This is a genomic window from Azotobacter beijerinckii, from assembly GCF_900110885.1.
Classification (GTDB): Bacteria; Pseudomonadota; Gammaproteobacteria; order Pseudomonadales; family Pseudomonadaceae; genus Azotobacter; species Azotobacter beijerinckii.
In genome coordinates this window covers 64,014-78,245 of sequence record NZ_FOFJ01000005.1, presented here as the reverse complement: position 1 = coordinate 78,245, position 14,232 = coordinate 64,014, and the positions used below count along the sequence as shown (strand labels likewise).

Annotated in this window: 17 protein-coding genes; 11 read left to right on the top strand and 6 right to left on the bottom strand. The window is 65.3% G+C overall.

Annotated features, from left to right (window positions below; all coding sequences use genetic code 11):
* The first annotated feature begins 28 nt into the window (after positions 1–28).
* The gene (locus BMY22_RS04070) at positions 29–850 is read left to right on the top strand and encodes an alpha/beta fold hydrolase (RefSeq protein ID WP_090619779.1); all 822 of its coding nucleotides are present in this window, start codon (positions 29–31) and stop codon (positions 848–850) included.
* Between the two features lie 153 nt (positions 851–1,003).
* Here BMY22_RS04070 and BMY22_RS04065 read toward each other — a convergent pair whose 3' ends face one another.
* Positions 1,004–1,195, bottom strand: coding sequence for a CsbD family protein (locus tag BMY22_RS04065; RefSeq protein WP_090619778.1), 192 nt, complete (start codon positions 1,193–1,195; stop codon positions 1,004–1,006).
* A 1,010-nt stretch (positions 1,196–2,205) separates the two neighbouring features.
* On the opposite strand from BMY22_RS04065, the gene BMY22_RS04060 reads away from it, so the two are divergent.
* From BMY22_RS04060 to BMY22_RS04015, 10 genes are all read left to right on the top strand, one after another.
* Positions 2,206–3,327: a hypothetical protein gene (locus BMY22_RS04060; RefSeq protein ID WP_090619776.1), complete on the top strand. Its 1,122-nt coding sequence runs from the start codon at positions 2,206–2,208 to the stop codon at positions 3,325–3,327.
* 449 nt (positions 3,328–3,776) lie between these two features.
* Positions 3,777–4,688, top strand: a complete 912-nt coding sequence (locus tag BMY22_RS04055) for a glutamate/aspartate ABC transporter substrate-binding protein (RefSeq protein ID WP_090619775.1) — start codon at positions 3,777–3,779, stop codon at positions 4,686–4,688.
* A gap of 68 nt (positions 4,689–4,756) precedes the next feature.
* Entirely contained in the window at positions 4,757–5,503 is a 747-nt protein-coding gene (locus tag BMY22_RS04050) for an amino acid ABC transporter permease (RefSeq protein ID WP_090619773.1), read from the top strand.
* Positions 5,500–6,168 carry an amino acid ABC transporter permease gene (locus tag BMY22_RS04045; RefSeq protein ID WP_170849431.1) on the top strand — a complete coding sequence of 223 codons (669 nt, stop codon included), beginning with the start codon at positions 5,500–5,502 and terminating at the stop codon, positions 6,166–6,168. The genes BMY22_RS04050 and BMY22_RS04045 overlap by 4 nt, the downstream gene beginning before the upstream one ends.
* Complete coding sequence (locus BMY22_RS04040; RefSeq protein WP_090619770.1) at positions 6,165–6,899, top strand: amino acid ABC transporter ATP-binding protein; 735 nt, start codon at positions 6,165–6,167, stop codon at positions 6,897–6,899. The genes BMY22_RS04045 and BMY22_RS04040 overlap by 4 nt, the downstream gene beginning before the upstream one ends.
* An 11-nt stretch (positions 6,900–6,910) precedes the next feature.
* A complete protein-coding gene (locus BMY22_RS04035; RefSeq protein WP_090619768.1) occupies positions 6,911–8,008 on the top strand; it encodes an asparaginase in 1,098 nt (365 codons plus the stop codon).
* Positions 8,009–8,085: 77 nt separating this feature from the next.
* On the top strand, positions 8,086–8,391 hold the full coding sequence (locus BMY22_RS04030) for a MazG-like family protein (protein ID WP_090619766.1): 306 nt from the start codon (positions 8,086–8,088) through the stop codon (positions 8,389–8,391).
* Positions 8,388–9,146: a methyltransferase domain-containing protein gene (locus BMY22_RS04025; protein ID WP_090619765.1), complete on the top strand. Its 759-nt coding sequence runs from the start codon at positions 8,388–8,390 to the stop codon at positions 9,144–9,146. The genes BMY22_RS04030 and BMY22_RS04025 overlap by 4 nt, the downstream gene beginning before the upstream one ends.
* 55 nt (positions 9,147–9,201) lie before the next feature.
* On the top strand, positions 9,202–9,822 hold the full coding sequence (locus tag BMY22_RS04020) for a DUF4136 domain-containing protein (protein ID WP_090619763.1): 621 nt from the start codon (positions 9,202–9,204) through the stop codon (positions 9,820–9,822).
* A gap of 109 nt (positions 9,823–9,931) precedes the next feature.
* A complete protein-coding gene (locus BMY22_RS04015) occupies positions 9,932–10,489 on the top strand; it encodes a DUF4136 domain-containing protein (RefSeq protein WP_170849432.1) in 558 nt (185 codons plus the stop codon).
* Between the two features lie 43 nt (positions 10,490–10,532).
* Here BMY22_RS04015 and BMY22_RS04010 read toward each other — a convergent pair whose 3' ends face one another.
* From BMY22_RS04010 to BMY22_RS03990, 5 genes are all read right to left on the bottom strand, one after another.
* Entirely contained in the window at positions 10,533–11,531 is a 999-nt protein-coding gene (locus tag BMY22_RS04010) for a patatin-like phospholipase family protein (protein ID WP_244158793.1), read from the bottom strand.
* Between the two features lie 252 nt (positions 11,532–11,783).
* Positions 11,784–12,746: an eCIS core domain-containing protein gene (locus BMY22_RS04005; protein ID WP_090619760.1), complete on the bottom strand. Its 963-nt coding sequence runs from the start codon at positions 12,744–12,746 to the stop codon at positions 11,784–11,786.
* A 74-nt stretch (positions 12,747–12,820) separates the two neighbouring features.
* Entirely contained in the window at positions 12,821–13,186 is a 366-nt protein-coding gene (locus BMY22_RS04000) for a YidH family protein (RefSeq protein WP_090619759.1), read from the bottom strand.
* Complete coding sequence (locus BMY22_RS03995; protein ID WP_208599224.1) at positions 13,174–13,485, bottom strand: arylamine N-acetyltransferase; 312 nt, start codon at positions 13,483–13,485, stop codon at positions 13,174–13,176. The genes BMY22_RS04000 and BMY22_RS03995 overlap by 13 nt, the downstream gene beginning before the upstream one ends.
* A gap of 64 nt (positions 13,486–13,549) precedes the next feature.
* Positions 13,550–13,969, bottom strand: a complete 420-nt coding sequence (locus BMY22_RS03990) for a hypothetical protein (protein ID WP_244158792.1) — start codon at positions 13,967–13,969, stop codon at positions 13,550–13,552.
* Positions 13,970–14,232 lie beyond the last annotated feature (263 nt).

Here is a 14,232-nt window from a genome sequence, read left to right as displayed (position 1 = left end):
GGTCAGAGAACCAAGAGGAAAACAGCACATGTCCACCCTGACACTCAAAGATGGCACCGGCCTCTTCTACAAGGACTGGGGTTCGGGTCAACCGATCGTCTTCTCTCATGGCTGGCCGCTCTGCGCGGATGCCTGGGACGCCCAGATGCTGTTTCTCGGCCAGCGCGGCTACCGGGTGATCGCCCACGACCGCCGCGGCCACGGTCGCTCGCAACAGACCTGGGACGGCAACAGCATGGACCAGTACGCCGACGACCTGGCGCAGTTGCTGGACGCGCTCGACGTGAAGGATGCCGTGCTGGTCGGCCACTCCACCGGCGGCGGCGAGGTGGCCCGCTATGTCGGCCGGCACGGCACGGCGCGGGTGGCCAAGGTGGTGCTGCTGGGCGCGGTGCCGCCGCTGATGCTGAAGACTACCGGCAATCCCGGCGGCGTACCGAAGGCGGTGTTCGACGGCATTCGCCAGGGCGTCCTGGAAAACCGCGCGCAGTTCTTCAAGGATCTGCCGACCACCTTCTATGGCTTCAACCGTCCGGGGGCGAAGGTCTCCGAGGGCCTACGCGACGCGTTCTGGCTGCAGGGCATGAGCGCCGGGATCAAGCCCGCCTACGACTGCATCGAGCAGTTCTCCGAAACCGACTTCACCGAGGACCTGAAGAAGATCGACGTGCCGACCCTGATCGTGCACGGCGACGACGACCAGATCGTGCCGATCGAGACCTCGGCCAAACGCTCCGTGCAACTCGTGCCGAACGCCACCCTGAAGGTCTACCCGGGCGGCGCGCACGGCCTGGCACAGCTGGAGGTGGAGCGCTTCAACAGCGACCTGCTGCACTTCATCGAGGGGTGAGATAAGGAGCGGCCTGAAAAACCCGCAGCGAAAGCATTGCTCTGCCCAGGCAAAGCAATGCCCGCGAATGCGGGCATTGGTGCGGGCTGCGGGCGCTTTACTGGCGGACGACCGGGTCGCAGGGAGTCTTCCGGTCCGCTTGGCCGCCGCGGATCAGGCCTGATCGATACCGCGCTTGAGCGCGTCCTTCACCTCGCCTTTCAGCTGCTGGGCCTTGCCCTTGGTTTCCTGAACGCGGCCTTCACCCTTGAGGCGCGGATTATCAGTGGCTTCGCCGACGCCCTGCTTGATCTTGCCGACGGCTTCGTTCGCTTTGCCCTTGATCTTGTCTCCGGTGCTGCCCATTTGTCCTCTCCTCTTTCAATGAGTGACACCTGAATGGACTGACAAGACGCAGCGATAGTTTGCCGTGACCGGACGAGCGGTATCGAAAATGACGACAACGGGCCAGTGGCCGACCAAAGGAGATCGAACTCGGGCGGGCGGACCCGGCGGCGTCATGACCAGCCTCCTCGATACCGCAGGGGCGTAGTGCGGGAAGGCTGCGCCGACCTGTTGAAGCGCTGAACCGGAGGGAGTCGGGTTACGATGGCTTCCCGTCGGAGCCTCCCCGGTGCATGCCCACGCAGGAATGTGGGCACGACCAAGTTCAGCGCCAGGCTTCGCCCCGCACGGCAAGCCCCGCTCGCACACTCCCTGGAAGGATCACCACCCGACTCGACCAATCACCTTCCCTTCCCACCGCAACGTCCCACGCTCCAGTTATCGGAGAAGAAAACTCCGACTAAAATCACTATATTCAAGCTTTTCAGATCATACGAAGAGCTGAGAAGCTTCTCACTTGCTTAGCTTCCTGAAGCTACACATGGAGAGCCCAAGTGATTAAAAATATTTTTGCAACCTGTTTACTACTAAGTATTACAGGCTGCACAAGCAAGGTAGTTCCCGCAAGGCTCTACGATCTATCTAATGCAGAAGTGATCCAAGCCAGATTTGAGTTCTCCGGCACAACTCATGGCGGTATCTCCTTTGACTTACCTTCTGGCGAGAAATTCCAAGGAGAATACCAAACCATAAGAGGTGGCAGCACCGGGTGGGGCATAATCTATAGTAGTGTGTGGACACCAAACGGCAGCGCCACGGGCACAGATACTAGCTACGCAGCATCCTTACCCACGGAATATCGGGGCTCTGCCGTAATGGCAAGCGATCGAGGCAGGGTAATAACCTGCGAATATCTCACTAACCGATCACGATGGGAGCCACATGGCCAAGGTGGCTGCAAAGACAATCTCGAAAAGACCTACAAACTAATGTTTTGAGTACAGCTAAAAATTCAAAGCAGGAACATATACATGAGTATGCTCGCATTTCTACCTTGGCTTCAGATCACCACGCACCAAAATGCCGCCGAGTTTCAACTCGTCCCTTTTCAACGTGGACTCGCTCCGGCTGGGCAAGGCACACCCGAACAAGACATCCTCGATGGGGTGTTGGCTCCATACCATGCAGGAGGGGCGCCAATCGCTTACGCGACGCTCATTCAAACCACTGGCGGAAACCTCACCCGTGACCTTTCGGATGAAGAGCGCGGCGCACTGTTTATCTTCTCCGAACTCCTGTCAGTCGCAGGACTTTCGGCCCGCGAGCTTTTCGGTCCAGGTGGCATGGGGTATCGGAATCGTGACAGCTTCCGATTGGTCATTCAGGGCTTCTCCGATGACCATCATGGAACTGCGATAACCACTCGCCGTCGCGATGGCTCGACCACGAACTATTTGACCGAAGACGACTATCATGTTCAAAAACCCGAGCATATTCCATTACCACACGGGAACACGGCGCTTGACTTCAAGCTATTGGAGCCACTCCTCGACTACCGAGAATCCAAGGACTGGGAAGCAATATATGAAGCAATCCTCGGATTCAATCTTGCCAACACAGACTCTTCAGACATTTCCGAACATATTGAGGCCGTTCTGCTTGTTAGTGCACTCGAACGCCTGTTTGAGTGCCCACACGGAAAGGAGGATGATCTCGCCAAGCACTTCTCGGCAAGCGTAAAACCAACCGAGACCATAGATCCGAACACAGTGTTTACTTCAAGCCAGACCTTGAAATTCAAGAAATCAAAATCCGTGCGCGACATGTGGATTAGAGATTTTTTCCGACTCCGCGGAAACCTTGCTCACGGCAAGATTGAGTCGAAGTATCCGCCGGAGTGGAGCCTCCGCAATCACCTTCTCCTTGGAAGCTTTGTGTTCCCGCTTGCGCTAAAACTCAAACTGCAAGCGTCCAACGTCTACCAACTGACCGAGCACGATTGTGAAGCGATTGATATGTTCGAGAAACAATTGCTCCACGACCATTTCGCGCCTGTGGAAAACCGCCACAACCACTCTGCCTATCCATGGAATCGTGTAAAAGATGAGGCGGATCAGCGGCGCTTGGGATGGTCTGAAAAAGACTTTTTCTGAAAATCATAAGCCAGTAACTATGCGGCTCACAGGGCATGTGATCTCGTGAAAATGGGGCTTTTTCAGGGTTTCCCTTGTGGGCCGAACTCACAAGAAGCATCCCTGATGGCAAAGATGGTGCCTAACCGGGCAAAAGACCAAGCGTCTCAACTCCCCCACCACCAAAGCCCTGCCTGGTGAGCACAACCCGCACCATATCGAGCCCCGTAGGGCGGGTGCAACCCGCCGGACATGGCCAGGGCCCGATCCGCAATGGCGGGTTTCACCCGCCCTACCTGTAGCCGGAACGCCCGAAATAATCCCTTTCGAATCAAATGGATAAAAGAAAATCCGGCATTTCGCCCGACTGGCACGCATTCTGCCTTTAGACTTCAAGGCAGCGCGATAGAGCTGTCCGAAGGATCGGGCTATCGCCCTCGGCCAAAACAACGAGTAGAGGGAAACACCACATGCGTATCGCTACCCGCCTGCTGAGCAGTGCCATCGTCCTCGCCCTGTCGTCCGGCGCGGCCTTCGCCGCGGAAGAGCTCACCGGCACCCTGAAGAAGATCAAGGAATCCGGCACCATCACCCTCGGCCACCGCGACGCCTCCATCCCCTTTTCCTATCTGGGCACCGACTCGCGCCAGCCGATCGGCTACTCCCACGACCTGCAGCTGAAGGTCGTCGAGGCGCTCAAGCAGCAGCTCGGTCTGCCCGAGCTGAAAGTGCGCTACACCCTGGTCACCTCGCAGAGCCGCATTCCGCTGGTGCAGAACGGCACCGTCGACCTCGAGTGCGGCTCCACTACCAACAATGTCGAACGCCAGCAGCAGGTAGCCTTCTCGGTGGGCATCTTCGAGGTCGGCACCCGCCTGCTGACCAAGAAGACCTCGGGTGTCCAGGACTTCCCCGACCTCAAGGGCAAGAACGTGGTGACCACCGCCGGCACCACCTCCGAACGCCTGCTCCGCTCGATGAACGCCGAGAAGCAGCTGGACATGAACATCATCGCAGCCAAAGACCACGGCGAATCCTTCCTGATGCTCGAATCCGGCCGCGCCGTGGCCTTCATGATGGACGACGCCCTGCTCTACGGCGAAATGGCCAAGGCCAAGAAACCCGACGACTGGGCGGTGGTCGGCGCCCCGCAGTCCTTCGAGATCTACGGCTGCATGCTGCGCAAGGGCGATCCGGCGTTCAAGAAGACGGTCGACGACGCCCTCGTCGCCACCTACCGCTCCGGCGAAATCAACGCCATCTACGACAAGTGGTTCCTCCAGCCGATTCCGCCCAAGGACCTCAACCTCCATTTCCCGATGAGCGACGAGTTGAAGAAGCTGATCGCCGTCCCGACCGACAAGTCGACCGAAGAGCTGTAAACCCCGTCCTGCGCGGGGGAAATCCCTCCACGCAGGCCTCCTCCCAACCCCTGGCAGAGAGAAACCCCATGGATTACAACTGGGACTGGGGCGTGTTCTTCAGGTCCACCGGCATCGGCGAGGAAATCTACCTCGACTGGTTCGTCGCCGGCCTCGGCTGGACCGTCGCCGTCGCCCTGGCGGGCTGGATCGTCGCCCTGCTGCTCGGCTCGCTGCTCGGCGTGCTGCGCACCCTGCCGAACCGCTGGCTGTCCGGCCTGGCCACCCTCTACGTGGACCTCTTTCGCAACGTGCCGCTCTTGGTGCAGCTGTTCCTCTGGTACTTCCTGGTGCCCGACCTGTTGCCCGAGCCGCTGGAGCTGTGGTTCAAGCAGGACCTCAGCCCGGCCACCTCGGCCTATCTCAGCGTGGTGGTGTGCCTCGGCCTGTTCACCGCCGCGCGGGTCTGCGAGCAGGTGCGCACCGGCATCCAGGCGCTGCCCAGGGGCCAGACCGCCGCGGCCCTGGCGCTGGGCCTGCGGACCGGGCAGGTCTACCGCCAGGTGCTGCTGCCGCAGGCCTTCCGGATCATCATTCCGCCGCTGACCTCGGAGTTCCTCAACATCTTCAAGAACTCCTCGGTGGCCTCGCTGATCGGCCTGATGGAGCTGCTCGCGCAGACCAAGCAGACCGCGGAGTTCTCCGCCCACCTGTTCGAGGCCTTCACCCTGGCCACGCTGATCTACTTCACCCTGAACATGAGCCTGATGCTGTTCATGCGCTGGGTCGAGAAGAAGGTCGCGGTGCCGGGCCTGCTCGCCGCGGGAGGCAAATGATGGATTTCAGCTCGATCCCCGCCGCGCTCCCGGCGCTCTGGGACGGACTGCAGACCACCCTGCAGCTGCTCGTGCTGGGCGTGCTCGGCGGCGTGCTGCTGGGCACCCTGCTGGCGATGATGCGCCTGGCGCACAACCGCCTGGTGGCCAACCTCGCCGCCCTCTACGTCAACTACTTCCGCTCCATCCCGCTGCTGCTGGTGATCACCTGGTTCTACTTCGCGGTGCCCTTCGCGCTGCGCGAGATCACCGGCGAGGACACCCCGGTGGGTGCTTTCGCCTCCTGCCTGGTGGCCTTCGTGATGTTCGAGGCGGCCTACTTCTGCGAGATCGTCCGCGCCGGCATCCAGGCCATTCCCAAAGGGCAGATGAGCGCCGCCCAGGCGCTGGGGATGACCTACGGGCAGAGCATGCGCCTGATCGTCCTGCCCCAGGCGTTCCGCAAGATGACCCCGCTGCTGCTGCAGCAGAGCATCATCCTCTTCCAGGACACCTCGCTGGTCTACAGCGTGGGCCTGATCGACTTCCTCAACGCCGCCCGCTCGCGCGGCGACATCGTCGGCCAGCCCCACGAATTTTTGATCGTCGCCGGCCTGGTGTACTTCGTCGTCAGCTTCGCCGCCTCGCAGCTGGTCAAGCGTCTGCAGAAAAGGTTAGCCGTATGATTTCGATCCAGAACGTCAGCAAGTGGTACGGGGACTTCCAGGTCCTCGGCGACTGCACCACGCAGGTTCAGAAGGGCGAGGTGGTGGTGGTCTGCGGGCCGTCGGGCTCCGGCAAGTCCACCCTGATCAAATGCGTCAACTCCCTGGAGCCCTTCCAGCAGGGCGACATCGTGGTCGACGGCACCTCCCTGGCCGATCCGAAGACCGACCTGCCCAAGCTGCGCGCCCGGGTCGGCATGGTCTTCCAGCACTTCGAGCTGTTCCCCCACCTGACGGTCACCGAGAACCTGACCCTCGCGCAGGTCAAGGTGCTCGGCCGCGGCAAGGCGGAGGCCACCGAGAAGGGCCTGGCGCTGCTCGAGCGGGTCGGCCTCAAGGCCCACGCCCACAAGCACCCCGGCCAGCTCTCCGGCGGCCAGCAGCAGCGCGTGGCGATCGCCCGCGCGCTGGCCATGGACCCGGTGGTGATGCTGTTCGACGAGCCGACCTCGGCGCTCGACCCGGAAATGGTCAACGAGGTGCTCGACGTGATGGTCCAGCTCGCCCAGGAGGGCATGACCATGATGTGCGTGACCCACGAGATGGGCTTCGCCCGCAAGGTCGCCAACCGGGTGATCTTCATGGACCGCGGGAGCATCGTCGAGGACTGCGCCAAGGAGGAATTCTTCGGCGACGTCTCGGCGCGCAGCGAGCGCGCCCGGCAATTCCTCGCCAAGATCCTCCAGCACTGAGGAGCGCCGCCATGAAGAACCTCCTGAGTGCCCTGAGTCCGGCCCTCCTCGCCCTGACCCTGCTGCTCCCGCTCGGCCTGCAGGCCGAAGAGCCCGCGCCGACCGAAACGGCAGACCGGCTGCCGCGGGTGGTGATCCTCGCCACCGGCGGCACCATCGCCGGCGCCGGGGCTGGCGCCGCCGACAGCGCCACCTACCAGGCGGCCAAGGTTCCGGTCGAGCAGTTGCTCGCCAACGTGCCGCAACTGCCGGCGCTGGCCGAGGTGCGCGGCGAGCAGGTCTTCCAGATCGCCTCGGAAAGCTTCGGCAACGAGCAACTGCTCGCGCTCGGCCGGCGCGTCGCCGAGCTGGCCGAGGATCCCGAGGTCGACGGCATCGTCATCACCCACGGCACCGACACCCTGGAGGAGACCGCCTACTTCCTGACCCTGGTCGAGCGCACCGACAAGCCCATCGTGCTGGTCGGCTCGATGCGCCCCGGCACCGCCCTGTCCGCCGACGGCCCCCTCAACCTCTACAACGCGGTCGCCGTGGCCGGCAATCTGCAATCGCGCGGCAAGGGCGTACTGGTGACGCTGAACGACGAAATCCACTCCGGGCGCGACGTCAGCAAGGCGCTGAACATCCGGACCGACGCCTTCCAGAGCCCCTGGGGTCCGCTGGGCATGGTGGTGGAGGGCAAGAGCTACTGGTTCCGCCTGCCGGCCAAGCGCCACACGCTGAATTCCGAGTTCGACATCCGGCAGATCGCCAGCCTGCCGCGGGTCGACATCGCCTACGCCTACGGCAACCTCGACGGCACCGCCTACCGGGCCTTCGCCCAGGCCGGTGCCAGGGCGATCATCCACGCCGGCACCGGCAACGGCTCGGTCGCCGCGGCCCTGGTGCCGACCCTGCAGGCGCTGCGCCAGGAAGGCCTGCAGATCGTCCGCGCCTCGCGGGCCGACCGGGGCGGCTTCGTCCTGCGCAACGCCGAGCAGCCGGACGACAAATACGACTGGCTGGTCGCCCACGACCTCAATCCGCAGAAGGCGCGCATCCTCGCCATGGTCGCCCTGACCCGGACCCAGGACAGCCGGGAGCTGCAGCGGATCTTCTGGGAATACTGATCCGCGGCAAGGCCGGGCGCCGCACTTGCGGCCCGGCTTCCGGCGGCCGAAGCTAGGCGCCTTTTCAGGAGCCCGCCATGAACACCGCCGAACTCACCCGCCGCCTGCACGCCATCCGCGACGCCAACGACTGGCGGCGCTTCCACAGCCCGAAGAACCTCGCCATGGCCGCCAGCGTGGAAATGGCCGAGCTGGTGGAAATTTTCCAATGGAAGCGCGAGGACGAATCCCGTGCCCTGCCCGCCGGCGAACTGGCCCACGCCGGCCAGGAGATCGGCGACGTGGTCCTCTACCTCCTCTTGCTCTGTGCCGAACTCGGCCTGGACCTGGACGAGGTGGTGCGCGCCAAGCTGGCCGACAGCGAACGGCGTTTCGCCCGATGAGCGACCGCCACTTCGACGACCTGGCCCTGCGTTTCGCCGAGAAGATCTACGGCGGCGCCAAGGGCGCGATCCGCCTCGCCGTGCTCCAGGCCGACCTGGCCGAAGCCCTGCCCGAACGCCCGCTGCGGGTGCTCGACGTCGGCGCCGGGCTCGGCCACATGGCGCTCTGGCTGGCCGAGCGCGGCCACCGGGTGACCCTCGCCGAGCCGGCCGCGCCGATGCTCGACGCCGCCCGCGAACGCTTCGCCGCCGCCGGCCAGTCCGCCACCTTCCTTCAGGCACCCTGGCAGGAACTGCTCGGCCGACTCGACGAACCCTTCGACCTGGTGCTCTGCCACGCCGTACTGGAATGGCTGGCCGAGCCGCAGCACATCCTCCCGGTGCTGCACCAGCTCACCGCGTCCGGCGGCTGGCTGTCGCTGGCCTTCTACAACAAGGACGCGCTGATCTACCGCAACCTGCTCAAGGGCCACTTCCGCAAGCTGCGCAAGGAAAAGTTCGCCGGCGAAGGCCGCAGCCTGACCCCGCAGCGCCCGCTCGACCCGCGCGAGTTGAGGGCCGCGATGGAAAGCGCCTGGCAGATCGACGGCGAAAGCGGCGTGCGCGTCTTCCACGACTACATGCCGGCGGAATTCCAGGCCAAGGCCGAACTGCTCGACCTGCTGGAAATGGAACTGGCCTACCGCCGCCACCCGGCCTTCGCCGGCCTCGGCCGCTACCTGCACTGGCTCTGCCGACCGCGCCCGGCTTGCTAAGCTGGAAACAGGATGGTCGCCGCCCCGGACAGCGGGGCGAGGCCGAGGAACTCCCATGCACCGCCTGGCCGCACTGACGCTCTGCCTCGCGCTCGGCGCCTGCCAGAGCCCCAACCCCTACCGCGCCGAGTCCGCCGCGCTGCCCCCGGCGCCGGCCGGGGTCGCCACGCGCACCGTCTACCCCGCCGCGCTGCGGGACTACGCCGGCTACCGCGACTGGGCCTGGTTGAACGACCGCCCACCGGGCGACGGCGACGGTCTGGCGCCCGGCCAGTTGCAGGAAACCCTCTCCGCCGAACTGGACCGTCGCGGCCTGCGCCCGGTCCGACCCGGCGCCATGGCGGACCTGCGGGTCGCGGCGCAGCTGGCGCTGGAATGGCGCATCCGCACCTACGAGGACTATTACGGCAGCTTCGGCGGCTACTACGGCTACGGCCATGGCCACTACCATGACCATGACCATGACCATTACGGTTACGGCGCCTGGGGTGCCGTGCCGATCGTCCGCAGCTACGAGGAGCAGGTGCTGGTGGTGCGCGTCGAACTCAGCGACGGCGCCGACGGCCAGCCGGTGTGGAGCGGCAGCGGCGAGGCTCGGACCGACGACGACCCCGGCCAGCGCGCCGACGCCCTGCGCCAGGCGGTCCGCCGCGCCCTGAAAGGCTTTCCGCCGTAGCCCGGACAAACGCCGCCCGTCCCTCGCGCTCCTCGGGAAAGAGCCGGAGCGCGGGGAAAAGCCCGCGACAGTCCGTCTGCCGCGCGCACGCCACCGGAGGAACCACCCCATGCGTACCCGTCTGCTGCTGCCCCTTCTGCTGCTGCTCGCGGCCTGCCAGACCGTCCACCTCGAGCGCGACTTCGACCCCGAGCGCAACTTCTCCGCCTACCAGAGCTGGAGCTGGCAGGAGCCGGCGCTGCAGTACCGCCCCGCCGACCCGCGGCTGAAGAGCGATCTCACCGAACAGCGCGTGCGCAGCGCCGTCGCCGACCAGCTCGACCAGCGAGGCCTGCGCCAGGCGCCGAGCGGCAAACCCGGCGACCTCAAGGTGCAGGTCTGGCTGATCGTCGACCAGCGGCAAGAGCAGGTCACCACCTACTCCGGCGGCTACTGGAACAACCCCTGGTACGGCTACTGGAGCGGCCCCGGCTACGGCGAAACCCGCACCTACGACTACCGGGTCGGCACCCTGCAGATCGACTTCCTCGACGCCCGCGACGGCAAGCTGGTCTGGCGCGGCAGCGCCCAGCAGACCCTCCGCGACGGCCCCGACAACCCGGCCGAGCGCACCCGGACGATCCGCGAAACCGTGGCCAAGGTACTGTCGCAGTATCCGCCGTATTGAAGCCGGGTACCGGGCGCCGGCGAAGCGGCCGGCGCTCTCCCCGTCAGACCCCCTCCAGCAGGGCGTCCAGATCCAGCGTCGAACGCCGGCCCAGGTCCGGACGATGGGATTCGAGGAAGCTTTCGGCCGCAATCCGCCCCTCGTCGCGCAGCATCGTCAGAAACGCCCACTCCGCATTCAGCTTCGACGAATAGCCCAGCTTCAGCAGCACGTCGCTGGAAATCCGGTGAATCCGCATCGAGGCCCAGCGGGCGCTTTCGTCATTGCCCAGACAGGCCGTATTGCGCAGCAGCCCGATCATCTTCAGCTCCTTCAACAGCACGGCATTGAAGGAGACCTCGTTGAGACGGCTGTGAATATTGCGCGCCGTGCGCGGCGTGCCGGGGCGCTCGATGGGATTGATCTGTACCAGGATGGTGTCGCTCGAGGCGCACTCGCGCACCAGCGGAGTGATCGTCGGATTGCCGGCATAGCCCCCGTCCCAGTAGGCGTCGCCGTCGATCTCGATGGCCTGGAACAGGCCCGGCAGGCAGGCCGAAGCCAGCAATGCGTCGATCGTCAAATCATTGTTGCGGAACACCCGGCCGCGGCCGGTACGCACGTTGGTCGCCGTCACGAAGAGCTTGATCGGCCCGTCCGCCAGATGGGCAAAGTCGATGGACTCCGCCAGGATGGTACGCAGGGGATTGTTCCCGCTCGGGTTCAGGTCGTAAGGGGAGAACAGCCGCGTGAGGATGTCCATCGTCACGAACATCGGCGAATGATCCAGCGTCCAGCACCCCAGCAGCACATCGAGCGGACTGCGCCGGAACGGACTCACGTGCGCCGCCCGCGACACCTTGCGCCAGAACGTCTCCAACGCGCGGCGGGCCCCCTCTGCTCCGCCCCTGGCGTAACCGTCCACCAGAACGGCCGCATTCATCGCGCCGGCCGAAGTTCCCGAAATGCCCTCCAACTGAAGATCCGGCTCCTCGAGCAGCCGGTCGAGTACGCCCCAGGTGAATGCACCGTGGGCACCACCTCCCTGCAACGCAAGGTCCACCCGCAGAGGATGCTTGCGTGTTCTTTCCGGTCCTGGTGAAGGCATGAATCCCCCCAAAACAACGACAAAGAGAACGTGTCCGGGCCAACGCACGCATGGACCCGGCACCCCGCCAACAAGGAACTACGCCACTCCGCAATGACTTGTATCATGTTTTACCGATTTATTGGCATAACCTGGCAGACGTGGAAGTCCCGGACCGGCGAGTACGCCTGGCTCGGAACGAAATTCACCGCGCCCTGGCGGCGCGCTCTACCGAGCCGTGTCCGGAAAGTCGCCTGGCGGCATGAGGCAGGGACAGGGGGAATCGGCTTCGGCGCCCGGCGGACAGGCCTCGGACGGGCTGTCGCAAGCGTTGACCGGCTCGGGAGGCGGGGCCGCCGGCGCAGCGTCGTCTGCCGAGTCCGGAATCAGCGAGCCCGCCGCCGCGCCCGACGCCGTATAGCACCAGCAGGGCGTGCCGACGGGGCCGGGGTTGTCGATCTGGCAAGCCGTGACCTCGGTGCCGCAGGTGCTCGAGCGGTCGCCATCCGGAAGGGGAGGAATCGGACGATGTTCGGTCGCCGCGTCGCCCGGGTCGCCGCCGGGGGCCGGCTTCCAGTTTTTTTGCAGCTTCGCCCAGGCCGCATAGCGCGGCTCGGCCTCGTAGGCCTCGCGCTCCACGGCCTGGTAGTCCCGCAGGTAGCGGGCGGAAAACTCCTGGATACCCCAGCGCTGGTACTGATCGACGTGGGTCAGTTCGTGCGCCCAGAGCGTCGGGTTGTGGAGCGCGTCGTCGGACTTCTCGAACACGATGACGTAATCGAGGGTGATCGCCTGTGCATCGCCATAGCGGATCAGATTCGATTGCAGCGTGAGGTCTTCACCGCCCTGCACGCGGTATCGCGCAGCCTCCAGGACCCGCTCCGGCAGGAAGCCCGCGAGCTGGCGGCGGATATCCGGCGGCATCGGCCGAACGCCGCTACGCAGCGCCTCGTCGCGCGAGCCGACGATCAGCTCCTGCAGCACGGGCACCCCGGCCTGCAGCAGGGTTTCGTCGACGGCGTCGCCGGTGCCGGCCGACGGGATGAGCGCCCTGATCTGCCGATGAAGTTCGTCGAGCTCGCTGCTCCCCGCCGGGACGCCCCCGCCGGCGCTGGCAAGCAGGCCCGTGCAGAGACCCAGCACCAGCCCGGTCACGCGCAACCCCCTTGCGAACATCGAATGCTTTCCCATGAGCCTCTCCTGCGCCGCCAGCCCGAGCGCCGCTGCCGCCCGCGGCAGCCGTCATGCGCTTGTCGCGCGCATTGTCAGGGCGCATACAGGGCAAGCGCCAGAGCGCTGCCGAGCGCCGCGACGAGAAGGTTCACGGCAACGCCCCAGCGGGCGCCATAGCCCGGCGGGCATTCGGCAGGCGTCAGCGTCTTCAGCACGATCAGGTATTGCCGGGACGAATGGAGCGCGGCAAAGGCCCCCAGCGCGATGAACGCCAGGCCGAGCCAGAAGCTGACGGCCGAGGCCCTTGCCGACGGGCTGTCCGGGGCGAGCATCTGCACCAGCAGGCCGGAGCGCTCGACCACGAAGCCGAAGGCGATCAGGGCCAGGCTGGTCCTGTTCCACGCCAGCAGGGTCCGCTCGGCGGCGAACAACACCCGGGGGTCTTTCAGGTCTGACATGGTTTCTCCCCATCGGAAGATCGGCGCACGCCGCTCAGGCCGGGCAGTCCGAAGGGCTCGGCCAGCACCGCGTCGATCGTCTCCGCGGCCACGGACGCCACCTGCACCTGGCCATTCCCGATCGTCTTCAGGGTATCCCCGAAGAGGATCGCCCGCCCGCTGGGGGCATGACGCACCACGAGCAACTTCTGCACGAAGATGGCCTCGGGATGCGTGGAGTTCAAGTAGTTGGCCGGCATGAAGTCGATCCACTCCCGGGGCGCCAGCGCCTCCCGATATTCGTTGCGACGCTCCCTCACTCCGCCAGCGCATCCGCCCCATGCTCGGACAGCTGGGCGCCGAACCAGCGGTGGATCGCGGTGATCATCGCGAGGTCGCCGGTTTCGAAGCGGATTTCGCCGCCGTTGGGCAAAGGCGCGTAGACTTCACGCGCGAGGCACCGGCTTCCAGTTCCTTGAGGCCCGGCATCTGCTCGCCGTGCAGGCTGGCCGGGACGGAGAAATCGCCGCTGGAGAAGCGCGCCGTCATGTGCAGGAGATGGCGCTGGATGAGCGGCAGCTGGTCTTTCGCGCCCACGTCCCGGAGGACGACCCGCATGCTGCCGCCGGTTTCGGTCATGCGAAAGACGTGCAGGGTGCGACCGAGGACGAAGGGCATCACACGGTGGCCCTGGTGATGGATGTGCTCCTGCCGGGTCTGCGGCACGGAGGCGTCGCCGGCCAGGGCCGGCACGGCGAGGCAGGCGCAGAGGCCGACGAGGTAGGGATGCAGAGGGGCGGGCATGGCGGGGCTCTTTCGGAAATGGCATAGCAGGCGATGGACGCCAACTTACCGCAGTCGGCGGCGAAGGTGAACGGAATGCCCGGGCGCCGCCAGCGCGACGGCCGGCAGCCCCCGCCCCGACGAACGCGTCGGCGGCAGGCTACGCTATCCATACCTGTCGACCAATCGGGAGTGAAAACAACGGTCTGCCGGTGCCGCGGCGGACGCTCCCCGGGGTCGATGTCGGGATACCCGCTCGCGGGCGGGGAGGTGGGCGTCGTGCG